The organism is Rhizobium sp. 18065 (assembly GCF_902706095.1).
Lineage (GTDB): Bacteria > Pseudomonadota > Alphaproteobacteria > Rhizobiales > Rhizobiaceae > Allorhizobium.
In genome coordinates this window covers 1138478-1159601 of sequence record NZ_CACSJP010000001.1, presented here as the reverse complement: position 1 = coordinate 1159601, position 21124 = coordinate 1138478, and the positions used below count along the sequence as shown (strand labels likewise).

26 protein-coding genes are annotated in these 21124 nt (G+C 61.3%); 12 read left to right on the top strand and 14 right to left on the bottom strand.

The features are described from left to right. The first annotated feature begins 172 nt into the window (after nt 1-172). Complete coding sequence (locus GVK95_RS05575) at nt 173-1015, top strand: hypothetical protein (RefSeq protein WP_159947325.1); 843 nt, start codon at nt 173-175, stop codon at nt 1013-1015. Between the two features lie 49 nt (nt 1016-1064). Here the strand turns inward: GVK95_RS05575 and GVK95_RS05570 are convergent, their stop codons facing one another. Next, nucleotides 1065-1820 (bottom strand): SDR family oxidoreductase, encoded by a 756-nt coding sequence (locus tag GVK95_RS05570; RefSeq protein WP_159947323.1) that lies wholly within the window; start codon nt 1818-1820, stop codon nt 1065-1067. A gap of 194 nt (nt 1821-2014) precedes the next feature. On the opposite strand from GVK95_RS05570, the gene GVK95_RS05565 reads away from it, so the two are divergent. Next, nucleotides 2015-2893 carry an AraC family transcriptional regulator gene (locus tag GVK95_RS05565; protein WP_159947321.1) on the top strand — a complete coding sequence of 293 codons (879 nt, stop codon included), beginning with the start codon at nt 2015-2017 and terminating at the stop codon, nt 2891-2893. A 192-nt stretch (nt 2894-3085) separates the two neighbouring features. Here GVK95_RS05565 and GVK95_RS05560 read toward each other — a convergent pair whose 3' ends face one another. Next, complete coding sequence (locus GVK95_RS05560) at nt 3086-4768, bottom strand: methyl-accepting chemotaxis protein (RefSeq protein ID WP_159947319.1); 1683 nt, start codon at nt 4766-4768, stop codon at nt 3086-3088. Between the two features lie 324 nt (nt 4769-5092). Then, nucleotides 5093-5485: a hypothetical protein gene (locus GVK95_RS05555; RefSeq protein WP_159947317.1), complete on the bottom strand. Its 393-nt coding sequence runs from the start codon at nt 5483-5485 to the stop codon at nt 5093-5095. A gap of 359 nt (nt 5486-5844) precedes the next feature. Here GVK95_RS05555 and GVK95_RS05550 point away from each other — a divergent pair, with 359 nt between their 5' ends. The 5 genes from GVK95_RS05550 to GVK95_RS05530 all read left to right on the top strand — a co-directional run bounded on the left by GVK95_RS05550 (nt 5845) and on the right by GVK95_RS05530 (nt 9651). Beyond that, a complete protein-coding gene (locus tag GVK95_RS05550) occupies nt 5845-7419 on the top strand; it encodes a helicase HerA-like C-terminal domain-containing protein (protein ID WP_159947315.1) in 1575 nt (524 codons plus the stop codon). A 376-nt stretch (nt 7420-7795) separates the two neighbouring features. Then, the gene (locus GVK95_RS05545; RefSeq protein ID WP_159947313.1) at nt 7796-8602 is read left to right on the top strand and encodes an EAL domain-containing protein; all 807 of its coding nucleotides are present in this window, start codon (nt 7796-7798) and stop codon (nt 8600-8602) included. Between the two features lie 79 nt (nt 8603-8681). Continuing rightward, nucleotides 8682-9002: a YnfA family protein gene (locus GVK95_RS05540; RefSeq protein ID WP_159947311.1), complete on the top strand. Its 321-nt coding sequence runs from the start codon at nt 8682-8684 to the stop codon at nt 9000-9002. Nucleotides 9003-9097: 95 nt separating this feature from the next. Continuing rightward, entirely contained in the window at nt 9098-9346 is a 249-nt protein-coding gene (locus GVK95_RS05535) for a BrnT family toxin (protein ID WP_159947309.1), read from the top strand. Continuing rightward, a complete protein-coding gene (locus GVK95_RS05530; RefSeq protein ID WP_159947307.1) occupies nt 9343-9651 on the top strand; it encodes a BrnA antitoxin family protein in 309 nt (102 codons plus the stop codon). The genes GVK95_RS05535 and GVK95_RS05530 overlap by 4 nt, the downstream gene beginning before the upstream one ends. Nucleotides 9652-9704: 53 nt before the next feature. Here the strand turns inward: GVK95_RS05530 and GVK95_RS05525 are convergent, their stop codons facing one another. Continuing rightward, nucleotides 9705-10757: a fatty acid desaturase gene (locus GVK95_RS05525; RefSeq protein WP_159947305.1), complete on the bottom strand. Its 1053-nt coding sequence runs from the start codon at nt 10755-10757 to the stop codon at nt 9705-9707. 306 nt (nt 10758-11063) lie between these two features. After that, entirely contained in the window at nt 11064-11555 is a 492-nt protein-coding gene (locus tag GVK95_RS05520; protein ID WP_159947303.1) for a histidine kinase, read from the bottom strand. Between the two features lie 472 nt (nt 11556-12027). Between GVK95_RS05520 and GVK95_RS05515 the strand changes: the two genes are divergently transcribed. From GVK95_RS05515 to GVK95_RS05505, 3 genes are all read left to right on the top strand, one after another. Then, nucleotides 12028-12237, top strand: coding sequence for a cold-shock protein (locus GVK95_RS05515; protein ID WP_007599595.1), 210 nt, complete (start codon nt 12028-12030; stop codon nt 12235-12237). A gap of 223 nt (nt 12238-12460) precedes the next feature. Then, nucleotides 12461-12700, top strand: coding sequence for a 30S ribosomal protein S21 (gene rpsU, locus GVK95_RS05510; protein ID WP_007599597.1), 240 nt, complete (start codon nt 12461-12463; stop codon nt 12698-12700). Nucleotides 12701-12851: 151 nt separating this feature from the next. After that, complete coding sequence (locus tag GVK95_RS05505) at nt 12852-13085, top strand: hypothetical protein (protein ID WP_159947301.1); 234 nt, start codon at nt 12852-12854, stop codon at nt 13083-13085. 336 nt (nt 13086-13421) lie between these two features. Here the strand turns inward: GVK95_RS05505 and GVK95_RS05500 are convergent, their stop codons facing one another. The 3 genes from GVK95_RS05500 to GVK95_RS05490 all read right to left on the bottom strand — a co-directional run bounded on the left by GVK95_RS05500 (nt 13422) and on the right by GVK95_RS05490 (nt 15571). Continuing rightward, nucleotides 13422-14207 (bottom strand): VOC family protein, encoded by a 786-nt coding sequence (locus GVK95_RS05500; RefSeq protein ID WP_159947299.1) that lies wholly within the window; start codon nt 14205-14207, stop codon nt 13422-13424. A 22-nt stretch (nt 14208-14229) separates the two neighbouring features. Then, a complete protein-coding gene (locus tag GVK95_RS05495; protein ID WP_159947297.1) occupies nt 14230-14718 on the bottom strand; it encodes a DUF1579 domain-containing protein in 489 nt (162 codons plus the stop codon). Between the two features lie 124 nt (nt 14719-14842). Further along, on the bottom strand, nt 14843-15571 hold the full coding sequence (locus GVK95_RS05490; protein WP_159947295.1) for a thioredoxin family protein: 729 nt from the start codon (nt 15569-15571) through the stop codon (nt 14843-14845). 49 nt (nt 15572-15620) lie between these two features. Between GVK95_RS05490 and GVK95_RS05485 the strand changes: the two genes are divergently transcribed. Beyond that, complete coding sequence (locus GVK95_RS05485; protein ID WP_159947293.1) at nt 15621-16067, top strand: MarR family transcriptional regulator; 447 nt, start codon at nt 15621-15623, stop codon at nt 16065-16067. Nucleotides 16068-16122: 55 nt separating this feature from the next. Here GVK95_RS05485 and GVK95_RS05480 read toward each other — a convergent pair whose 3' ends face one another. The 4 genes from GVK95_RS05480 to GVK95_RS05465 all read right to left on the bottom strand — a co-directional run bounded on the left by GVK95_RS05480 (nt 16123) and on the right by GVK95_RS05465 (nt 18492). Then, nucleotides 16123-16545 carry a VOC family protein gene (locus tag GVK95_RS05480; RefSeq protein ID WP_159947291.1) on the bottom strand — a complete coding sequence of 141 codons (423 nt, stop codon included), beginning with the start codon at nt 16543-16545 and terminating at the stop codon, nt 16123-16125. A gap of 183 nt (nt 16546-16728) precedes the next feature. Next, nucleotides 16729-17490: an RES family NAD+ phosphorylase gene (locus GVK95_RS05475; RefSeq protein WP_159947289.1), complete on the bottom strand. Its 762-nt coding sequence runs from the start codon at nt 17488-17490 to the stop codon at nt 16729-16731. Then, on the bottom strand, nt 17450-17836 hold the full coding sequence (locus GVK95_RS05470) for an MbcA/ParS/Xre antitoxin family protein (protein ID WP_159947287.1): 387 nt from the start codon (nt 17834-17836) through the stop codon (nt 17450-17452). The genes GVK95_RS05475 and GVK95_RS05470 overlap by 41 nt, the downstream gene beginning before the upstream one ends. A gap of 233 nt (nt 17837-18069) precedes the next feature. Next, nucleotides 18070-18492, bottom strand: a complete 423-nt coding sequence (locus GVK95_RS05465) for an organic hydroperoxide resistance protein (RefSeq protein ID WP_159947285.1) — start codon at nt 18490-18492, stop codon at nt 18070-18072. A gap of 144 nt (nt 18493-18636) precedes the next feature. On the opposite strand from GVK95_RS05465, the gene GVK95_RS05460 reads away from it, so the two are divergent. Further along, the gene (locus tag GVK95_RS05460) at nt 18637-19086 is read left to right on the top strand and encodes a MarR family transcriptional regulator (protein ID WP_159947283.1); all 450 of its coding nucleotides are present in this window, start codon (nt 18637-18639) and stop codon (nt 19084-19086) included. Between the two features lie 274 nt (nt 19087-19360). On the opposite strand, the gene GVK95_RS05455 is transcribed toward GVK95_RS05460, so the two are convergent. After that, nucleotides 19361-20080: a L,D-transpeptidase gene (locus GVK95_RS05455; protein ID WP_159947281.1), complete on the bottom strand. Its 720-nt coding sequence runs from the start codon at nt 20078-20080 to the stop codon at nt 19361-19363. A 161-nt stretch (nt 20081-20241) separates the two neighbouring features. After that, complete coding sequence (locus GVK95_RS05450) at nt 20242-21024, bottom strand: L,D-transpeptidase (protein ID WP_159947502.1); 783 nt, start codon at nt 21022-21024, stop codon at nt 20242-20244. Between the last annotated feature and the right edge of the window lie 100 nt (nt 21025-21124).

Sequence of the window (21124 nt, the reverse complement as noted above, 5' to 3'; positions counted from 1 at the left end):
GCGCTCTGATGGCGCGACGACAGGACCGCCCATCCAAGGATGGCCGGCCGCTGCGGGACGATGGATGTGACGCATGGATATGCCGGTTGGTTACACCCGGTGTTTTGCCGCGCCGGTCGATCCATGATGGAAGCCGATGCGACACGGTGGTTGTGGGGTACAAGACTTTTCGATGATGACACTGGATGATTTCAAAGGCGCCGTGGTTGTCATGGCTCACCCGGATGACGAAATTCTCTGGGCCAGTTCGATCCTGGCATCGGCGAAGAAAATCATCATCTGCTACAATGAAGCGCCCAATAGCGACGATATCAGCCATGGTCGCCGGACGGTGTTTCAGGACTTTCCGCTGAAGACCGTCGTCGATCTCGCCATCACCGAATCCAATACCTACCAGACGACGAACTGGCGCAAGCCCGAGGAGACGGTCTATGGCATCCGCTGCGACCGCAACAGCGATGCCTATGCAAAAAACTTCCATCTGCTGACGGCGGCGCTGGACGCGCATCTGGAGGCGGGAGACATCGTCGTCACCCACAATCCCTGGGGCGAATACGGCCATGAAGAGCATGTGCAGGTGTTTCGGGCCGTCTCGCATATCAAGCGCCAGCGCGATTTCCGGATGTTCGTCAGCAATTATGTCAGCGACCGGGTGCTCTACTTCATGGAGCGAAACACCCCTCGCCTCGGTGCGCCATCCGCCATGCTGGCGACCGACAAGGCGCTTGGCGCACGCCTGATGCAGCATTACCAGGCGCATAATTGCTGGACATGGGAAGACGGCTACACATGGCCGAACTATGAATGCTTCTATGAAGTGACAGATCCGGACGGGCCCTTGCGCGCCGACGACCGAACCATGTCCTCGCTGCCGGTCAATGTGATCTTTCTCGACGAGCAGACTTTGGTGTGGAGCCGCATATGGCGCACTTTGAGACGGCGGCTCGGCACGATGATCCGTGGCCTGCTTCGGCCGGAACACAAGCAGCCGAAGCACAAGACGAGAGAAGCTTGAGGGGACGTCGCCACGACTTGGCCGTCGTGGCCCCATAGAGGTATTGCGGCTAGATGCCCTGGCCGCCCGACACTTCGATGCGCTGCGCGTTGATCCAGCGGTTGTCATCCTTGAGCAAGCCGGCGATCACCGGACCAATATCGTCGGCTACGCCGACACGCCCGAGTGCCGTCATGTCGGCGAAGAACTTGTTGAAGTCGGGCGTATCGCGCACGGCACCCCCAAAGAAATCGGTTTCGATCGCGCCGGGGGCAACGGTGTTGACCGCGATACCGCGGCTGCCGAGTTCCCTGGCCATGTAGATGCTGAGCACTTCAACCGCAGCCTTGACCGCGGAATAGGCTGACCAGCCGGGCGCCGAGACTCGGGTCAGGCCGGAGGACAGGTTGACGATACGTCCGCCGTCGGCCAGCAGCGGCAACAGCTTCTGCGTCAGGAAGAACACGCCCTTGAGGTGGACGTCGACGAGGCGATCGAACTGCTGTTCAGTCGTGTCGCTGATCAGCGCATAATCGCCATGACCGGCATTGTTGACCAGTGCATCGAACGTGTCGCGTTGCCAGGTGTCGCGCAGCGCCGTGCGCAGGGTCTCGGCAAAGGTGTCGAAGGTGGAAACCCTACCGGTGTCGAGTTGCAACGCAACCGCCTTGCGGCCCATTGAACGGATGTCGGAGACGACGGAATCTGCCTCTTCCGAACGGCTATGATAGGTGACGACGACATCGCCGCCGCCCTTGGCAACGCTGAGTGCGGTGTTGCGTCCGAGACCGCGGCTGCTGCCCGTGATGAGAGAAATCTTGGTCATGATCCATGTCTTTCGTGGCGACCACCCCAATGTGGCCTAGTCCGCTGTGGTTTGGCCCAATGTGGCCTGACCCAATGTGGCTTGACCGCTTTATCGCTTCGAACAGGCAGGCCATGTTGCCAGAATCTCGCCAACTCTTGCCTAATCCTCCAAAGGCGCTAGGCGAGATCCCGGGCAACGCGTATGTTTGCCGAATGGAAACGCTTTTCGATACTGTCCGCCGATATGCCGAGGCCCATGCAAGCCCGACAGGCATCGCCCTGACACCGATCTGCGGGCTTTCGACCGTGAGGGCGACGGCACCGAGCAAGCTCATGCATGATATGTCGCGGCCGCTGGCATGCCTTGTCGTGCAGGGTGCAAAACAGGTGACGATGGGAACGCAACAGTACGCGTTCGCCACCGGAGACACGCTGCTGATCACCGCCGATGTGCCGACGGTGAGCCAGATCACCCGCGCCAGCATCGCCTCGCCCTATTACTCACTCGTCATGGAACTCGATCCGGCGATCATTGCCGAGCTTGGCGTGGAAATGCATGCCGTGCAGGTTAGCGACCAGACGGCAGTCAAGGTCGGCCCGACGGATGCGGAAGTGTCCGACGCGGCGCTGCGACTGATGCGCCTGCTTGACCGGCCTTCATCCCGTCCCGTGCTGCAAAGCCAGCTTGTGCGCGAGATGCATTACTGGTTGCTGGCCGGGCGGCATGGCGATGCGATCCGACGCCTCGGCATGATGGGCAGTCACGTCGAGCGCGTCGCACGCGCGGTCGCGGTCCTGCGGCATGACTTTGCCGAAACGATCCCGGTGAAACGACTGGCATCGGTCTCCGGCATGGGACTGTCCTCGTTTCATCACCATTTCCGCGCCGTGACCTCGCTGTCTCCTCTGCAATTCCAGAAACATCTGCGCCTGATCGAGGCCCGCAGACTGATGATGTCCGAAGGCGCGCCGGCAAGCGTTGCCGCATTCAAGGTGGGATATGAAAGCGTATCCCAGTTTACCCGGGAATATGGCCGCCTGTTCGGCCTGCCGCCGGTCCGGGACGTGCACGCCTCACACGCCGTGGCGTGATGAGGTGATGTGGTTGTTCCCGGGATAGGCGCATTGGGCCGGTTCGTGGTGTTGGCTGCAACTCCAACGTCGCGCCAAGTGCGGTTGGCGTGCAGGCTCGGCTGATTGCAACGCCTGGGGTTTTTGCCCCACATGCCCGACGGCATCTTCTCCCCGCGTGCGGGGAGAAGAGCGGTAAAGCGGTCAGCGCGGTCAGGCGGCGCGACGGGGCCTTTCGGCGGCCATCGACTGGCTGGTCTTGAACTGGGAGATCAGCAGATACAGCGCATTCGCCTCCTCGGAGAGCGTCGCGGCCGTCGCATTGGCCTCCTCGACCGTTGCCGCACTTTGCTGCGTGACCTTGTCGAGGCTGTTGATCGAGGCGTTGATCTCATTGATGCCGATCGTCTGCTCGCGGGCGGCGGTCGCGATGGCATCGACATTGGCGTCGATCTGCTGGACCTGATTGACGATCGATTGCAAGGCGACGCCGGTCTTGTCGACCAGGGTGACGCCCTGGCGGACCGCTTCGGCGGATTTTGCAATCAGGCTCTTGATGTCCTTGGCAGCGCTTGCCGAGCGCTGGGCCAGTTCGCGGACTTCCTGGGCAACGACGGCAAAACCCTTGCCCGCCTCCCCTGCACGGGCAGCCTCGACGCCGGCATTCAGTGCCAGAAGATTGGTCTGGAAGGCGATCTCGTCGATCACGCCGATGATGTTTTCGATCTCGCGCGACGAGCTCTCGATCTCGCCCATGGCCGAGGTCGCCTGTCGCACCACGGCGCCGGAGGCTTCCGCATCACTGCGCGTCGCGCCGACCAGGCGGGTGGTCTCCGTGGTGCGCACCGAGGTGTCGCGCACGGTCGTGGTAATCTCCTCGAGGGCGGCGGCTGTTTCTTCGACGGTTGCTGCCTGTCGTTCGCCGTTCGAAGCAATGCCGGCCGAGATTTCGTTGATGACACGGGCATTCTGCGCCAGCGCCTGGGCCGATTCGACGATCGAGGCGACGGTGCTTTCCAAGGACCTTGCGGCGGTGTTGAAATTGGCGCGGGTCTCTTCCAGCGCTGGATCCAGCTTTTCCGTGATGTCGACCGTCAGATCTCCGTCGGCCATCCGCTTGATGGCAACGCCGATTGTGCGCACGGCGACCATGCGTGCGGTGATATCGGTCGCAACCTTGATCACGCGGTAGACGGCGCCACGCGAGTTGAACACAGGCGTATAGGCTGCCTGGATCCAGACTTCCTTGCCACCCTTGCCATAGCGGACAAAATTGCTGGCGATGAATTCGCCAGCGCGCAGTCTGGCCCAGAAATCGCTGTATTCGGCCGTCTGCACATAGGACTTTTCGCAGAACATGGCATGATGGTTTCCGACGATCTCCTGGGCATTGTAGCCCATGGCGGTCAGAAAGTTGTCATTAGCCTGGACGATCTTGCCATCCGGCTCGAATTCGATGATCGCCTGGGATTGATCGATGGCGCGCAGGCGGTTGCCATCATGCAGCGAGGCAATCTTGCTTGTCGTGATGTCGGAAGCGATCTTCAGGATGCGGACCACCCGCCCACCATGAAAGACGGGATTGTAGCTCGCTTCGATCCAGACATCGGCTCCCGTCTTGCCCTGACGGCGAAACTGGCCGCTCTGGAATTTTCCGGCGCCAAGCTCCGACCAGAAGCGGCCATAGTCCGGCGACTTGACGATGGCGTCTTCGCAGAAGATCCGGTGATGCTTGCCGATGATCTCCTTGGCGTCATAACCCAGGGCCTTGCAGAAATTCACATTGGCATCAAGGGTGATGCCATCGGGCGAGAACCAGATCATCGCCTGGGAGTTTCCCAGCGCCGCCAGGTCTTCGGCCATTCGGTTCGCATTCAGATAGTTGCTCAGTGCCATTGCTTCGTCCCCAGATTGACTGAGCACGATAAAAGCACCCTTATGTTAAGAGTTACTAAATTGTTGCGCAAAGCATTACTAAATTTGATAAACGTCAAACTGGCAGAGCGGCGAACGCGCGCAATTCCGATTGAATGAACAATCACGCATAAAGGTTCGGGCCGAAGTGTGATGCTGCAGGACGCGCCGACGACTATATCAGAGCCGTTCATTTCCAAATGGAATCAGTTCTGTTGGCTCAAACGGAGTTGCATGGTCGACCGGTTCACAAAAAAAAGCCGCCGGTTCACCCGACGGCTCTTGCATTTCAACCTTGCGGAACGCTCAGACGAACTGGCTCAGGCCCGGGACCGAGGCAATGACTTCGTCGACGGTCTCGGCGCCGGCGTATTCGCGGGCAACGGCCATGGTTTCCTTGGCAAGCGTGGTGATCTCGCCCATGCCGAGGCCCTGGGCCATCAGCTGCTGGCCGAGACCCATGATGCCGCCGCCGCCGATGGCGCTCATCAGGCCGCCGAGCAGGCCGCCGCCGCCGGCACCTTCGCCATTGTGGGCAGCAACCAGTTCAGTAGCACCCGGAATGGCTTCGATCATCCGGGCGACCGGGCCGTCGGCTGCTTCGCGCTGCAGGAAGCCGAGCATCATGCCGAGTGCCTTTTCGGCGAGATCCGGGGAAATGCCGACGCTGTCGGCGATGCGGGTGACGATTTCGCTCATGATTTGGAGGCCTCCTGCCCGTGGAATATTGACGTTAACGTCAACGTAATGGATGTTTTCGTCGAACTCAAGTGACCTTTGCCGGAGTCTGGCGCGTGCTGCCCGATAATCGGTGCAAAACCATCGGGCTACCAGGGCCGCCATGTCGCCCGCCTGCCCCGGCTTGTGCCTTGCGGCGCGTGCCGGTCAGCCGTTCCGCCGCCCTCCGGATCATTCGCCATGCGATTGGCGAGGTGATTGGCCAGATAACAGGCCGGATGGCAGTCGAGAATGACCTATACCGGACGTTGTCGATGTTCCACACTATCCTTATAAGAGCAAGCGGACGAATGCGTTAAGCGCTAGGGAGATGAGTGCATATGTTGAAAGACGGCGAACTCTATATCGGCACCAGCCGCAATCCGGACGACAGCCTGAACAAGGGCGAATATCTGGCGCTGAAATATGGCAACCGCCATGGCATCGTCACCGGCGCGACCGGCACCGGCAAGACCGTGACGTTGCAGGTTCTCGCCGAAAGCTTCTCCGAGGCAGGCGTTCCGGTGTTTGCTGCCGACATCAAGGGCGATCTATCCGGCATTGCCGCCATGGGCGAGCCGAAGGACTGGATCACCCAACGGGCGGAACAGATCGGCTTCACCGAGTATGCGCCGGCCGAATTCCCGGTGATCTTCTGGGATCTCTACGGCGAAAAGGGCCACCGGGTGCGCACCACGGTTGCCGAGATGGGGCCGCTCTTGCTGTCGCGGCTGATGAATGCGTCGGAAGCCCAGGAGGGGGCGCTCAACATCGCCTTCAAGATTGCCGACCAAGGCGGATTGCCGCTGCTCGACCTGAAGGACCTGCAGGCACTGCTGACCTACATGGCGGAAAATGCCAGCGAATTGTCCAGCCAGTTCGGGCTGATCTCCAAGGCCTCGATCGGCACGCTACAGCGTGGATTGCTGGTGCTCGAGCAGCAGGGCGCGCAGAATTTCTTCGGCGAACCTGCCCTGAAGATCACCGACATCATGCGCACCACCAATGACGGTCGTGGCGCAATCTCGGTGCTGGCCGCCGACAAGCTGATGATGAACCCGAGGCTTTATGCCACCTTCCTGCTCTGGCTGCTGTCGGAACTGTTCGAGGAGCTGCCGGAAGTCGGCGATCTCGACAAGCCGAAGCTGGTGTTCTTCTTCGACGAGGCGCATCTGCTGTTTAACGACGCGCCGAAAGTGCTGACCGAACGGGTCGAACAGGTGGTGCGGCTGATCCGCTCGAAGGGCGTCGGCGTCTATTTCGTCACGCAGAACCCGCTCGACGTTCCCGAAACCGTGCTGGCCCAGCTCGGCAACCGGGTGCAGCATGCGCTGCGCGCTTATACGCCGCGCGAGCAGAAGGCGGTGAAGACGGCGGCCGACACATTCCGCCCCAACCCGGCCTTCGATTGCGCAACCGCGATCACCATGCTCGGCATCGGCGAGGCGCTGGTCTCTACGCTGGAAAGCAAAGGGGCGCCGTCGATCGTCGAGCGCACGCTTGTGCGTCCGCCGTCAGGCCGCGTCGGACCGCTGACCGATCCCGAACGGCAGAAGGTGATGAGCCTCAGCCCGGTCGCCGGCCAGTATGACGACGATCTCGATGCTGAATCGGCCTACGAGATCCTCAATGCCCGCGCCGCCAAGGCGGCAGAGGCCGCCGCTGCCAAGCAGGCGGCGGAGGAACGGGCGAAAAACGGCGAGGCGGAGGACAGCGCGTCGGGCCGCTGGACCCTGCCCGGCTTCGGCGACGACAATACGGCTGACGAAGACGGCGGCCGCAAGCCGACACGCAAATCGTCGGGCTACCAGCGCGAGACGGTGATCGAGGCGGCGATGAAGAGTGCGGCGCGCTCGGTGGCAACCTCGGTCGGCCGGGCCTTGGTGCGCGGCATCCTGGGAAGCCTCAGGCGCTAAACCGGAAACGGCCTTCTGCTTCGATCTCGGCAATCGCGGCGAAGACGACTGCAACCTGCTGTCGTCTTCGTGGCCGCCACCTCGGGGCATGCCGGCGCACGTGAATTGAGGCTTTGCGGCTCAGGTTGGCATTTGCTCAAGATCAAGTTGACAGAGGGAAAGTCTCTGTTTTTACTCAATATTGAGGGCGATGTTTTTACGCTGGCGAAAGCTTTGGCTGTTTCAGAGCAGGACAGTTGAACCGAACCACAATATTTGACCCGTTAAACCTCAGCGTGAATTGGGGCTGGTTATTCACCGAAGCGCAACGGATACTGGGTTATGATCGGCAGATTATCGATGGCTGGCGATTGTCCAGTCTTGCGTGAGGTGTAGCGTGGATAGCGGCCTGAACCATGTCGTCCTGGTGAACAATGCCAGACGGGCTCTCGAGAAGGGCCGCTTCGAGCTGATCTACCAGCCGATCTATTCGGTCGGCCACAGGGAGGTCGACAGCCTGGAGACGCTGCTGCGCTGGCGCATGGAGCCCGGCAAGCTGGCGGCCGCGCAAGAATTCCGCGGTATCTTCCGCGATCCGTCGATGTCGCTGTCGATCCGCAACTTCGTGCTCGAAAACACCATTCGCCAGGCGGCGGCCTGGCAGGACGACGGCCACCATTTTGGCCGGTTGAGCATCAACACCACCGCGTTCGACCTGTGCTCCGGCGACCTCGCCGGACGGCTGGAAACCATGCTCGCCCTCTACCGGCTGTCGCCGGACATGATCGAGATCGAGGTGCCGGAAAATGCACTCTACGGACCACGCGCCGTCGAGGTGGGCCTGGCCATCGAAATGCTGTGCTATTCGGGATTTTCGCTGGCGCTCGACAATTTCGGCGCAACCTATGCCGGCCTGTCGGCGCTGCGTCGCTATCCCTTCAGCCGGCTGAAGATCGATCAGAGCCTGATGCGCAACGCGCTGACCAATTCGGTCGACCGGGCGATCATCCGCCATGTGATCGGGCTCGGGCATGATCTCGGTATCACGATCACCGCGTCGGGCGTCGAAAGCGAGGCGCAGATGGAAGCCGCCCTGCAACTCGGGGTCGACAGCATCCAGGGCTATTTCGTCTGCTTCCCGAAAGAGGCGGAAATGGTGCCGCGGGTCTGTCATGTGTTGAACCTGCAGGGTCGCAGCGCTTGATTGTTGCGTGACCGCGCACCACTGACCAGAAACCGTTGAACGCACTGGCATGTCCGCCCGGATCGTGGCAGGGTCAGCCATGCTTCTCGTGATCTATTGCAGCGCCGCTCTTGCCGAAATTGCCGGTTGTTTTGCCTTCTGGGCCTGGTTGCGGCAGGGCCATTCGCCCGTGTGGCTGGCGCCTGGCGTCTTGTCTCTGGCGCTGTTTGCCTTCCTTCTGACATTGGTGCCGACGGATGTTGCAGGTCGCGCCTATGCGGCCTATGGCGGCGTCTACATCGCCGCCTCGCTTTCATGGCTGTGGCTGATCGAGGGCCAGCGTCCGGATCGTTTCGATCTGGCAGGAGCCACCATCTGCCTTGTCGGGGCCATGGTGATCCTGCTGCCGCAGCGGGGCTGAGAGGCTTCAGGCCCGCTGTCATTTGGGCATTTTGGGGCGATTTCCCCTCAAAAGCCGGAATACCGGCTTGCGAAATTTCCGTATATACATAAATTATGATGATCGTCTGGGATGAACCGAAACGGCTCGCCAATCTCGACAAGCACGGGCTGGATTTCGCTGACCTGTCGCTGGACTTTTTCTCGACGGCCATCGTCCGGTCGGCCAAGCGCGGACGAAAACAGGCAATCGGACGGCTCGAAGACGGAACGATCGCGGTGATCTTCGTTTTGCTCGGCTCACAAGGTCTATCCGTTATCTCAATGCGCCCGGCAAACTTGCAGGAAAGGAGACTGATCCGATGAAGCGCCAAAAGACTTTGAAAGCCTTTGCAGAAGGGCGCGGCTATTCACGCAGCGATTGGGATGACGTTGATGACAATCCGGAAGCGACCGAAGAGGAATTGAAGGAATTCCGGCCGTTGCGCGAGGTTTATCCCGATATTGCCGAAGCCATCGACCGCAAGCTTGCCGGACGACCGAAATCCGACGCTCCGAAGCAGGCGATCAGCATCCGGCTCGATGCCGAGGTGATCGCGCGTTTCAGGGCCACCGGCGATGGTTGGCAATCGCGGATCAACGAGGCGCTACGCAAGGCCGTGGGGCTCTGACAAAAAAGGGGAGAGCGATCCGCCCTCCCCTCGTTCAATCAATTGTTGGCAGATCAGACTGCGACCGGCTTGCGATTGGCTTCGCGGAAGGACACCAGGCGGCCGAGCTTTTCGTCCCAGAGGACCAGCTTCACGCAGGCGAAGCTTTCGCGCAGAGTGATGCGGCTGATGCCGCGCAGTTCGGGATGATCGCGCAGGACTTCCGGCAGACGGTAATAGGGAACCTTGCTCGACAGGTGATGCACATGATGCACGCCGATATAACCGGTCAGCCAGCGCAGGCCCCAGGGCAGATCATAGTGCGAGGCGCCATGCAGGGCCGCATGCTGGAACTGCCAAGCCGGAGGGTTCGACCAATGGGTGTCTTCGAACTGGTGCTGTACATAGAACAGCCAGATGCCGGCAGCACCGGCCATCAGCACGATCGGCAGATGCACGGCGAGGAAAGGACCGAGACCGACGGCCCAGATCAAAAGAGCGGCCAGAACGACCATGCCGACATTGGTGGCCATGGTCGAGATCCACGGCAAGGCACCCGAGCGCATCATGCCGAACGGCAGACGCTGCTTGAGCAAGAAGACCCAGGCCGGGCCGATGCCGAACAGAACCAGCGGATGGCGATAAAGGCGATAGAGGAGACGGCCGCGGGCCGACAGCGCCTTGTATTCGGCAACCGTCAGCGTGGTGATGTCGCCTATGCCGCGTTCGTCGAGATTGCCGGCCGAGGCATGGTGCTCGGCATGGGCGCGACGCCAGTAATCGTAAGGGGTGAGCGTGAAGACGCCGAGAATGCGGCCGGTCCAGTCGTCGAAACGACGGCGGGCGAAAAACGCGCCGTGGCCGCAGTCATGCTGGATGATGAACAGGCGCAGCAGGAAGGCTGCGGCCGGGATGGTCAACAGCAGTCCGGCCCAGTAGCCGTAGTGCAGAAGCGCCCAGCTGGCGACCCAGAGCAGCACGAAGGCAAGGCAGGTGACGGCAAGTTCGAACGTGCTGCGCTTGAGATTCGGCTGGCGGTAGGCGTTGATGATCTTCAGCCACGCCTTGGCGTCGCGGCTGTCGTCAACATCGGCGGTCTCGGTGGAGAACTCCAGGGCCGCGCTCATGAGCGGGCTCCGATCTCTTGGCCCGCATGAGGCGCAGAGGCGGCGGCATGAGGCGCAAGGTCGACGCGCGAATTATCGGCAGAATACATCGTCATAGTGCTTCCAGATCGTCCCGAAACAAGTGCCCCCGGACGGTCATCAGCGCGGGGATAAGCTCCCCTAGCCTTTTTTGACGGTAAAAGAAACCAATTCCGCTTGCGCAATTAGACGCAGCCGGGGAAATCGGAGGCGGTGCGGTCTGAGACCATCGGACGAACCATGGCCAGAAACAGATGGCGCGCTGGCGCGCCACCTGCCTTGAACGCCTCAGTTGACCGGTTTGACGGTCGCGAGGATCTTGCCGACTTCCGGCATGTTCCTCTCTTCGGTTTCCGCCGATGCCCAATAGGTGACGATAGCAATCTTTTCGGCCGACAGGCCGATGATGCCGACGCCGATCGAGACCGGACCGTCCTTGTCCTTGCCCGTCCAGTCGATGGCCTCGAACGGCATGCCGTTCAAGGTATCCTTGCTGTCTTTCTGGGTTGCCGGATCCGGCTCGACACCATTTTCGGACAGAAAGTCGAAGACCTGCGTCATCACCGCATCCATGTCGCTATCGCCGGCGATATCGAAGGAGATGTAGGTGCCGCCGTCATCGGACGTGGCTTCGACGCCATATTCGGTTTCCGACGGCTGCCAGCTGTCGGGAATGCTGACGGTCGCCACCGGCGCGTCGGACGGGAAGGAAAACTCGCCCGCAAGGGACGTGGTGGCGGAGATCAGTAGCATGGCTGTCGCGGCAAGAAATTTCTGCATCGGATATGGCCTGTTGATAGCGTTTTATGGTTGTGCACCAACCGGATCGACCAGGCGACCGCGGCGCTGTGCGCGCCTTCCTGTAGCAGGCGGCGCCTAGAATCGTCGTACTGTTTCTGCAGAGGACGGCATGCGGATCGGGAAATCCGGCGATGTGCCAAACAACCAGGGATCGGCACCATATGCCTCACATTGCCGGGTGCCGGAGGGCAGAAAGAATCCGGCGGCAATCGAACGGTATTTCCTGTGAAAACAGGCTGTTCGCCGGGATTTATCCCTGTATGAAACAAGCCTGCGAAGGGCCGTTTGGCCTTTTTTCTTGTGTTTGACCGCTGGCAGTCTATATTGCGCCCATCGAAGATTGCTAGTGACCTTTGTCTACGCGCCAGCGGCGCACGCCAGATTTCCTCTCAAGATCGATAGGCCGGTCGAATATCTCTCCGGTTAGTCCAACGATTGAAAGGGAATCGTTATGAGCACAGGTACCGTTAAGTGGTTCAACAGCACCAAGGGCTTCGGCTTCATTCAGCCTGACGAAGGTTCTGCTGACGTTTTCGTTCATATCTCTGCCGTCGAGCGTTCGGGCATGCGCGAGCTGACCGAAGGCCAGAAGGTCGAATACGAAATCGTCAAGGACAAGCGCACGGGCAAGAGCTCTGCCGACAACCTTCGCGCCGCTTGATTTTGTCGCTCGCCCTGCCGACCACGGGTTTTCCGGAACGGTCGGCTGAGTGACAGGAAGAGGTCGGGTTTTGCCCGGCCTTTTTATTGTTTTCGGCCGAAAGGCCATTTACAGCGATTTCGGCACTTTTCCGGGATCATTCGAGGGGAATGGCGCATTTGCCGTTCATCCCATATTCCGCCCATTCAAACTCGCGGGCTCACAGCCCGGAAAGGAAGCGAATTTGCAAGTCCTCGTCCGAGATAACAATGTCGACCAAGCCCTGCGCGTTCTCAAGAAGAAGATGCAGCGCGAAGGCCTGTTCCGTGAAATGAAGACCCGCAGCGCTTATGAAAAGCCTTCGGAAAAGCGCACGCGCGAAAAGGCTGAAGCCATTCGTCGCCAGCGCAAGCTTCAGCGCAAGAAGCTGCAGCGCGAAGGCCTGCTGCCGGCGCCGAAGAAGGTGCTGCGTCCCGCCCGCTAAGGGGCCATGGGTTCGGGCGCGCGCCTCTGGCGCGCCCGCCGCTGCCTGTCACTCAGGTCAGCTTGCACGCAAGAATACACCCATCCAAAACGACGACCGATACCGTGAAGGCCGAAACCATGACGGCCCATAGCGTGGAGGAAGGACGGATATGACAGCGACCAAGGACAAATTCTTCAAGCCCGAGAAAATCGCCGCCCAGGACAAGGCGACGACGACCGACAGCGCCGCGCGCGCGATCATCGAGCAGGAAGTCAAGCAACGCGACCGCAAGACCGAAGCGCTACGCGCGCTTCGCATGCAGCGTGAGGCCGAGCAGGCCGTGGCACCACCGGCACCGAAAAAGACACGCGCGCCACGCAAGACTGCCACGACCAAAGCATAATGCCGCCCAGCCCAGCTTCGGCTCCGGTCTTTGGCCTGATCTTCAGATCGGGCGAGCTCACCTATATTTGATCACGGTCTGCCCACCGACAGCTGCGTTTTGCCTGTCGGAGTGTCATGACTTCTCGCTTGCCGTTTCGACGGACATTGGCCATGGCGGTGGTTGAGCGAGCCGCCTCCCCTTCGCCCCCCTCGCCGGCCTGCCCTGTCCTCGTCTGCCTTACCTCTCATGCCTATGCCGGCACCTGCAGGACATGATATGGCAAGCACAGCCGTATCCTTCCCCTCTGCCTGCGAGCGGGCATAGGGTCGAGACGTGAGGCGGGCGCAAAAGCGGTCAGCGCTTGGGCGCGACCAGGGCGAAATAGGCGCCCTGGGGGTCGATGGCCTGGATGATCCAGGCGGGACCGGGGACTTCCATCGGTTCCTGGATCACCGTGCCGCCGGCTTTCGTCACCCGCGCGACAGCGGCATCGATCGCGTCGACATTGACGTAGTAGCCCCAGCAGGGGAGCGGCACCTCGGCGGGTTTGGTCATCATTCCGCCGATCACCTGATCGTCCTTGCGGAACAGCTGATAGATTCCCATCGGACCCATGTCGACGGCAGTATCCTTCTGCCAGCCGAAGATGCCGGAATAAAAATCGAAGGCTTCCGAACCGTTGCGGGCCATCAGTTCGCGCCAGCCGAAGGTGCCGGGCGTATCAGGCGCCGGCTCGGGCGGCACACCGCCGGCCGGAATGATCGGCGTCATCACGGCAAGGACAGCACCCTGCGGATCGGCAAGCACGGCGAAGCGGCCGACACCATGAATGTCGATCGGGCCGTGCACCACCTTGCCGCCATCGCTGACGAAGTGGTCGGCAACCCGGTCGACATTGTCGACGGCAACATATCCGGTCCAATTCGAGGGAACGCCGCGCGCCTTGACCTCGTCGGTCAGCGGCAACATGCCGGCAACACCCATTTCGGAGCCGGCAATCGACAGGATGGTGTAGTCCATATCGGCCATGCCGCTGTCCTTGGCGGTCCAGCCGGCAACCTCGCCATAAAATTTCGCCGCCCCAGCGGTGTCGCTGGTCATCAGTTCATACCAGATAAACTTGCCGTGCATGCTGTGCATGGTGTTCTCCCTGTTGGCCGCTTCAGCCGCGGCGCTTGCTTTCGCTGGTCATGAAAACATGGAAACTGCCATCCGGCTTGCGGACGCTGCCGGAGAACGACCGGTGGTCATCATCGTGGAAGTGAATGACATCGCGGTAGACCTCCGTCCTTGACGGATCTTCGAACGACGGCCCCTCCGCCTCCAGCACGAGCGTCTGACCATTGTCCTCGACCCAGCCCTTGTAGACCCAGAGCTTGTCCATCATAGACCCGATCCAGGTTCCAACATAGTGCCCGAGACGCGGATCATAGCCAAGTGTCATGATCATCGAAGAGCGGCTGCCATCTCCCATGCCGCCCTCGGCTTCAGAGAGGACCCAGAGGCCGCCGATCGAGCGAACCGTCTCGGTCCAGACCTTGTCCGGATCATTGACGTCATAGTCCTTGTGGCCGGTGGAACTGGTATAGATCCAGTCGCCAATCAGCCTGTCGAGAAAGCGATGTTCTTCGCGGGGTTTTGCAAATTCCATGATGAATTCCTCCCATTGCGGAAAGTGCATCACCGATGAAGCGCGTTCATCGGTGATGCACTTTGCGTTTGCGGTTGACGCCGTTCGAGATGCAGATCCAGGTTTGCAGCCTTGCCAGGAAACGTCAGTGGCAACAGGCGGCCGCCACCGGCTTCTGTTCGTATTCGTCCTTGCGCTTGACGAAACTCAACGTCGAGGTTTCGTTGCGGCCGAGCGGTGCGGAATCGAGCATCATCAGCGCACCGAGGCCTTCTTCGCCACCCCGGGCATATTGCGAATAGGTGTGGAAGATCTCACCTTTTTCGTTGCGATAGAAGCTCGACAGACCGGGCAGTTCGTCATGGGCATCTTCGCGCGGGGTTTCGCGGAAATTATAGAAGACACTGCCGGATTCCAGCTGCTCGGGCGTGAACGAGACATGATAATCGAAGTTGAAATCGCTGCCGAAAGACGAGAACCAGGGGAAGTTCCAGCTCATCCGGTGCTTGTAGGCCTCGATCTTGTCGAGCGGCGCCCGCGAGATGCAGACGAAGGTGACGTCGTGGTTGTTGAGATGCGGCAGCATGCCATCGATGTGATCGGCGAAGAACGAGCAGCCGGGGCAACCGGCCTCCCAATCCGGACCGAACATGAAATGATAGATTTCCAGCTGGCTGCGTCCGTCGAACAGGTCGGCCAGGCTCCTGGAGCCGGTCGGCGTGTCAAACGCATAATCCTTGTCGACCCTGACCCAGGGCAGCGCGAGCCGCTCGGCGTTCACTTTGTCGCGCAGGCGGGTCATCTGTTTTTCACTCGCCAGCAGCGCCTTTCGGGCATCCAGCCACTCGTCACGCGATACGACAGAATGTTCCATTTCCTCGTCCTCCTCTTGACATTTAGGTTGATATCAACATAAATAACTTATGTCAAATGCCCCGCCGATTCCCTATTCGACCACCCTGCATATCCGCGACGCCTGCCTGTGCCTGCACGCGCAGCGCGCCGCCCGAGCACTTGGCCGGCGCTTCGATACGGCCTTGAAGGCGCTGGGCCTGACCAATCAGCAATTTTCCCTGATGATGGCGCTGAACCGGCCGGAGCCGCCGCCGATGGGGCCGGTCGCGCGGCTGCTCGCCATGGACCGCACGACGCTCACGGCTGCATTGAAACCGCTCGAGCGGCGTGGCTGGATCACGGTCGAGCCGGATCCGAAGGACAAACGCGGCAGGCGGCTGAAGCTGACCCCGGACGGCACCGCCGTGCTTTCCGCCGCCGTACCGATCTGGCGCGCGGTGCATGCCGAGATCGAGGCGACGATGACGGTCGATGCGGATGTCGTGCGGCAAGGTATGCTGGAGGTCAGCGGGTAAGGGTCTGTCGCCGCCGCCCCTCCCCGGAAGGTGACGACGGCGGCGTGACCCGTCGCTACAGGCCGAAGGTCACCAGCCCACGCGCATCAATCGCCCAGGCGGGGTTCCAGGCAACTTCCCAGGCATGGCCGTCAGGATCGGCAACATAACCACGAAATCCGCCATGCGCCGGAGCATCGGCGGCACGCAGCAGACGCCCGCCGGCACCGAGCAGGCGGCCCATGACCACCTCGACATCATCCTTTTCCGCAACGTTGTGGCCAAGTGCCGACGCACCGGGCGTGCACAGGCCGATACGCCCCATGTCCTCCTCCAGCGCCGACAGTCTGAAGGTTGCGAGGACAAAACCGTTCATCTGATAAAAGATGATGTCTTCGTTTTCGAAGACCGGGCCCCAGCTGAAGCCGCCGGTATAAAAACGTCTGGAACGCGGGAGGTCGGTAACGCCAAGCGTTATCACAGAGACCTGCTGCTGCATGATCAAGATCCTTTCGTTCGCCGCGCGCTATTGCACGACGTTGAAGGTCTTGGGCCGCCGCAGGAACGACGGAAGGACCCGCGGACGCGGGGGTTGGGCCAACCGCACCAACCTAACCTGTTTCAGACAATCCATATCATGCGGGCAATTGCGCCCGCCGGCAAGGCTGCAGGCGCCAGATCCTCAGCCGAAGCGTGCCCTCAGCCGGGCATCAGCCGAAAAATCCGACCGTGGAAAGCCGATCCTTCGGCGGGGAAAATCGCAAAGGGCGGAGATGCCTGCTTCGGAGAAGCGGATGCGCCAGAGCTCGCGCTCGACCGGTTCGTTGGTGGCAAACGCTTTGGGCGAGAGCAGCGCCAGATGCGTGCCGATGATTGGGACGTCGACCGAAACATGGCGGATCACCTCGACGCCAGCGTCGCGGGCGGCATCGGCGAGTGCCTGGCCGGCGGCGTGGTCCTTGTCGACCAGCGCATGAGCGTCATCGCGCAGCGACGGCTCGATCAGCAGATCCACGCAATGCTGTGTATCGATCGCGGCTGCAAATCCGATGAAATCCAGAGGGGCCGACGGCAGCGGCGTGTCCGGCGATTCAGCGAAAAACAACAGCCGGTACAAGACCATCTCGGCCAGCGCTGTCTCGACGGTCTCGGCACCGTAGAAGACGCCGGGCGTGCGCCCTGCCCTACGGAAACGTGAACCGCCAGGATCGGGTGCGCCGTAGCGGAATGGCGCAGACAGCAGCGGGTCGAGCCCGGCGCATTCGCGCGGCAGGGCCGGTTTCGTCTCTTCCAGCAGGCGTTCGAGCAAAGCCTGTTCTTCGACACTGTCGACAAGTTTCATCACCGACGCCTGGTGTTGGGCCCCGACCACGCGCCAGATGGTACCGCTGAACGGCCGCGGTTCAGACGAGCGCACGGCGGGCATCGAGATAGGCCAGCACATCGACCAGACCGGCAACCGTGGACATGCGTTCGGCGGGAATGCCACCCAGTACGCTGTTGCCATTCTTCAGCCAGGCGCGGGCGACCAGTTCATCGCCACCGGTGACAGCATCGAGAGCGCGGAACAGGCGGATGAGCAGAAGCCCGAGTTCGAAGGGCTTGGTGCCGCGCTCGAGGCGGAATTCGAGCCGCTTCATGCGCGACAGCGAGGCTTCCGAAAGACCCAGGATCACCGAGAGCTGGCGCGCTGACAGGCCCAGTCGCTCGGCGGCACCGATGACCGCCCTGGTGACCGTGATGGCTTCCGAAACGCCATGATCAGGCGCGTCATTGGTCTCGAACAGCATGGGGCATCCTTTCCTCGGGAAAGGGTATAGGCGTTTTCTTTCCGGCGGCAAGATGGCCGACCGAAAAGCAAAAGGCCGGCCCGGCGCAGAGACCGGGCCGGCCTTCAGACGGTGGATCGTCCGTCAGGCGATGGATCGACGGCGATGAACCGGCCGGAGGAAAACCGGTTCATCGGCCAGCATGAATGCCTATGTGGCCACGAGGCTGGCACGAGGCTGGCAAGGGTCGAAAATCAGCGGACGGAGACCGGCACTTCGGTCGAGGTGCGCATGGCGTGGCTGTAGGGGCAGACGATATGGGCGGCGGCGACCAGCTTTTCCGCCAGTTCGCGCTCGACGCCGGGGATCTCGACGGAGATCTTCACATCGATCTCGAAACCGCCGCCGTCGGCGCGCGGGCCGATACCGACATCGGTGTAAACCTTGGTGTCTTCCGAGAGCTTCACCTTTTCCTTGCCGGCGACAAATTTCAGCGCGCCGAGGAAGCAGGCGGAATAGCCGGCGGCAAACAACTGTTCGGGATTGGTGCCGGTGGCGCCATCGCCGCCGAGTTCCTTGGGCGTGGTCAGCGCGACGTCAAGGACGCCATTGTCGCTGACGGCGTGGCCGGTACGGCCACCGGTGGCGGAAGCATGTGCGGTGTAGAGGATAGCCATGATGTGTGTCCTTGTCTTGCGTTGCGATAGAGTTTATATATTGCACAATTGAATTGTGTGCAATTGTTTTTTGCGCATTGCATGAAAATAATCTTTCCGACACAGTCGAATACAGATCTGTGTCTCTGGAGGTTCGATCAAACCATGGACGACGAAACGCTGGAAAAAGAACTGACGCTCGACAAGCAACTGTGCTTTGCGCTCTACGGCGCAGCGCATGCGTTTACCCGCGCCTACAAGCCACTGTTGACGCCGCTGGGACTGACCTATCCACAGTATCTGGTGATGATGGCGCTGTGGGAAACCGACGATGTGCCGGTGAAGGCGCTCGGCGAAAAGGTCGGACTTGATTCCGGCACGCTGTCACCCCTGCTGAAGCGACTGGAACAGGCCGGCCATGTCGCACGCCGCCGCGATGCGGCCGACGAGCGGCAGGTATTCATCACCCTCACCGACACCGGCCGGGCGTTGAAGAAACAGGCCGTCGGCGTGTTTCGCGCGATCGGCGAGCAGACCGGCTGTTCGCTTGATGAGGTTGTCACCCTGCGCGACAGCCTCAAACGGCTGCAGGCGCAATTGGGGGATGAGGTGTAGGGAGTTGGAAGGGGGACGACTGGGCAGGATCGGAAACAGCCCCTCTCTTGGAATTTCTAGCACTTCGCTTGCGCTAAGATGCTGAAATTCCATTCTCTCCCGCAGGGGGAGAGATGGCGGCCGCCGTCGGGGGCAAGCCACTTGCCTATTCGCCTTGAGCGCGTAGCAGGACGAAGACCAGCCCAGCCGCCGCCTTGCGGTGACCTCTCCTTCAAGCTTGAGACGAGCCGGGGCGCCCTAGCCACCCTCCCCCTCAAGGGGAGGGTGGTTGCGGTTACTGCCAGACCTGGACCTTGGCCTTGTTGGGCACGCGCTCATAGAGGTCGATGATGTCCTGGTTCATCAGGCGCACGCAGCCTGACGAGACGGCCTTGCCGATCGAGTTCCATTCCGGCGAGCCGTGCAGGCGGTAGAGCGTGTCTTCGCCATTCTGGAAGATATACAGGGCGCGGGCGCCGAGCGGGTTCTTCAGGCCGGGCGGCATGCCGCCATTGGCGATGGAATATTTGACCAGTTCCGGCTGGCGGGCGACCATTTCGTCCGGCGGGGTCCATTTCGGCCATTTCTGCCGCCACTGGATGACGCCCGTACCCTGCCAGGCGAAGCCCTCGCGGCCGATGCCGACGCCATAGCGCATCGCGGTGCCACCCGGCTCGACGAGATAAAGGAAGCGGTTCGGCGTATCGACAACGATGCTGCCTGCCGGCTGGCCAGTCGGGTCGATGACCTGCTGGCGATAGAAGCGTTCCGGGATTTGCCAGTACGGGATGGCCGGGATGACATAGCCGCCGTCGAAGATTTCGCCATACATGGCATCGAGTTCGGGCGAGCGGCCGGTTGGCGGCGCATCGACCATCGGGCGCGCGACGGGACCGTCAAGGCGCAGGCTCGGCGAGATCGGACGGGAAGAGGCACAGCTGGCGAGCAGACTTGCCGCGCCAAGACCCGTCAGCGACAGAAGCGTGCGTCGGGTCAGGTTATTCGAAGATGACATGGAGATACTGATTTCCTGTAGCAATGCAGCGAGACACCCTTAGACGTCTCAGCCAGCGCTTTGTTCCGCCCCATGGCGATGCAAACAGGAAAGCACCTGCAAAGGCAACCGCGCAGCCCTTTCAACTTTGCGAGAGGGGCATTTGCGGTCCGGGCCTGTCTCTAAATGACAACAATCGGCGTCTTGTTGGGCACGCGGTCGAAGAGATCGATGACGTCCTGGTTGAACATGCGCACGCAGCCGGACGACGTCGCCTTGCCGACGGATTGCCAGTCGGGCGTGCCGTGGACGCGGTAGAGCGTGTCCTTGCCATCCTGGTAGATATAGAGCGCGCGGGCACCGAGCGGGTTCTTCAGGCCGGCGACCATGCCGCCTTCAGATGCCGAAACCGGCCTCAGGTTCGGCTGGCGGGCGACCATCTCGTCGGACGGCGTCCAGTGCGGCCATTTGGCCTTGCGCTCGATCACGCCCCTGCCCGACCAGGCAAAACCGTCGCGGCCGAGGCCGACACCGTAACGCACCGCCTTGCCGCTCGCCTGGACGAAATAGAGATAATGCGCCTTGGTATCGACGACGATGGTACCCGGAACCTCGGCGGTCTGGTAGTCGACCTCCTGGCGCAGCATGTCGCGGTTGACGCGGTCGAGCGGAATGGCCGGCAGCGTGTGATCACTGTCGCGGATCACGCCATACATGGTCCGGTGCAGCGGATTGGTGACGGGAAGACCATAGGTCTGGTGGAATTGGGTCTGGTAAAGCTCGCGGCGCTGCGGCACCGGCTGGGTGGCGGCTGGCGGCGTGCGGGCCGGATCATGCCAGACGGGCGCGACCTCGTCCTGGAAGACATCGATGTTCATCCGGCTGGTATCAGTGACCAGGATGCAGCTTGAAAGGGCCGACAGCATCAGACCGGTTGCAGCAAGACCGAAGAGACGGGCGAGCATCGGCTGGCCACGAGACATGCCGGACAAGAAGAATTGAGACACCATTTTCCACCGATTCAGACTGACCTCGACGGTGGCACCATGGCAGTCGCGGCTGGCG

What these genes read in the sequence shown, in the direction of transcription:
- GVK95_RS05505 (WP_159947301.1), top strand. Translation starts at nt 12,852, where the DNA reads ATGACAGCGACCAAGGACAAATTCTTCAAGCCCGAGAAAATCGCCGCC.
- GVK95_RS05490 (WP_159947295.1), bottom strand. Translation starts at nt 15,571, where the DNA reads ATGGAACATTCTGTCGTATCGCGTGACGAGTGGCTGGATGCCCGAAAG.
- GVK95_RS05520 (WP_159947303.1), bottom strand. Translation starts at nt 11,555, where the DNA reads ATGCAGAAATTTCTTGCCGCGACAGCCATGCTACTGATCTCCGCCACC.
- GVK95_RS05570 (WP_159947323.1), bottom strand. Translation starts at nt 1,820, where the DNA reads ATGACCAAGATTTCTCTCATCACGGGCAGCAGCCGCGGTCTCGGACGC.
- GVK95_RS05485 (WP_159947293.1), top strand. Translation starts at nt 15,621, where the DNA reads ATGTCAAATGCCCCGCCGATTCCCTATTCGACCACCCTGCATATCCGC.
- GVK95_RS05480 (WP_159947291.1), bottom strand. Translation starts at nt 16,545, where the DNA reads ATGCAGCAGCAGGTCTCTGTGATAACGCTTGGCGTTACCGACCTCCCG.
- GVK95_RS05540 (WP_159947311.1), top strand. Translation starts at nt 8,682, where the DNA reads ATGCTTCTCGTGATCTATTGCAGCGCCGCTCTTGCCGAAATTGCCGGT.
- GVK95_RS05555 (WP_159947317.1), bottom strand. Translation starts at nt 5,485, where the DNA reads ATGAGCGAAATCGTCACCCGCATCGCCGACAGCGTCGGCATTTCCCCG.
- GVK95_RS05475 (WP_159947289.1), bottom strand. Translation starts at nt 17,490, where the DNA reads ATGTGCTGGCCTATCTCGATGCCCGCCGTGCGCTCGTCTGAACCGCGG.
- GVK95_RS05515 (WP_007599595.1), top strand. Translation starts at nt 12,028, where the DNA reads ATGAGCACAGGTACCGTTAAGTGGTTCAACAGCACCAAGGGCTTCGGC.
- GVK95_RS05530 (WP_159947307.1), top strand. Translation starts at nt 9,343, where the DNA reads ATGAAGCGCCAAAAGACTTTGAAAGCCTTTGCAGAAGGGCGCGGCTAT.
- GVK95_RS05460 (WP_159947283.1), top strand. Translation starts at nt 18,637, where the DNA reads ATGGACGACGAAACGCTGGAAAAAGAACTGACGCTCGACAAGCAACTG.
- GVK95_RS05550 (WP_159947315.1), top strand. Translation starts at nt 5,845, where the DNA reads ATGTTGAAAGACGGCGAACTCTATATCGGCACCAGCCGCAATCCGGAC.
- GVK95_RS05470 (WP_159947287.1), bottom strand. Translation starts at nt 17,836, where the DNA reads ATGCTGTTCGAGACCAATGACGCGCCTGATCATGGCGTTTCGGAAGCC.
- GVK95_RS05575 (WP_159947325.1), top strand. Translation starts at nt 173, where the DNA reads ATGATGACACTGGATGATTTCAAAGGCGCCGTGGTTGTCATGGCTCAC.
- GVK95_RS05500 (WP_159947299.1), bottom strand. Translation starts at nt 14,207, where the DNA reads ATGCACAGCATGCACGGCAAGTTTATCTGGTATGAACTGATGACCAGC.
- GVK95_RS05455 (WP_159947281.1), bottom strand. Translation starts at nt 20,080, where the DNA reads ATGTCATCTTCGAATAACCTGACCCGACGCACGCTTCTGTCGCTGACG.
- GVK95_RS05525 (WP_159947305.1), bottom strand. Translation starts at nt 10,757, where the DNA reads ATGAGCGCGGCCCTGGAGTTCTCCACCGAGACCGCCGATGTTGACGAC.
- GVK95_RS05465 (WP_159947285.1), bottom strand. Translation starts at nt 18,492, where the DNA reads ATGGCTATCCTCTACACCGCACATGCTTCCGCCACCGGTGGCCGTACC.
- GVK95_RS05495 (WP_159947297.1), bottom strand. Translation starts at nt 14,718, where the DNA reads ATGGAATTTGCAAAACCCCGCGAAGAACATCGCTTTCTCGACAGGCTG.
- GVK95_RS05535 (WP_159947309.1), top strand. Translation starts at nt 9,098, where the DNA reads ATGATGATCGTCTGGGATGAACCGAAACGGCTCGCCAATCTCGACAAG.
- GVK95_RS05560 (WP_159947319.1), bottom strand. Translation starts at nt 4,768, where the DNA reads ATGGCACTGAGCAACTATCTGAATGCGAACCGAATGGCCGAAGACCTG.
- GVK95_RS05450 (WP_159947502.1), bottom strand. Translation starts at nt 21,024, where the DNA reads ATGCTCGCCCGTCTCTTCGGTCTTGCTGCAACCGGTCTGATGCTGTCG.
- GVK95_RS05565 (WP_159947321.1), top strand. Translation starts at nt 2,015, where the DNA reads ATGGAAACGCTTTTCGATACTGTCCGCCGATATGCCGAGGCCCATGCA.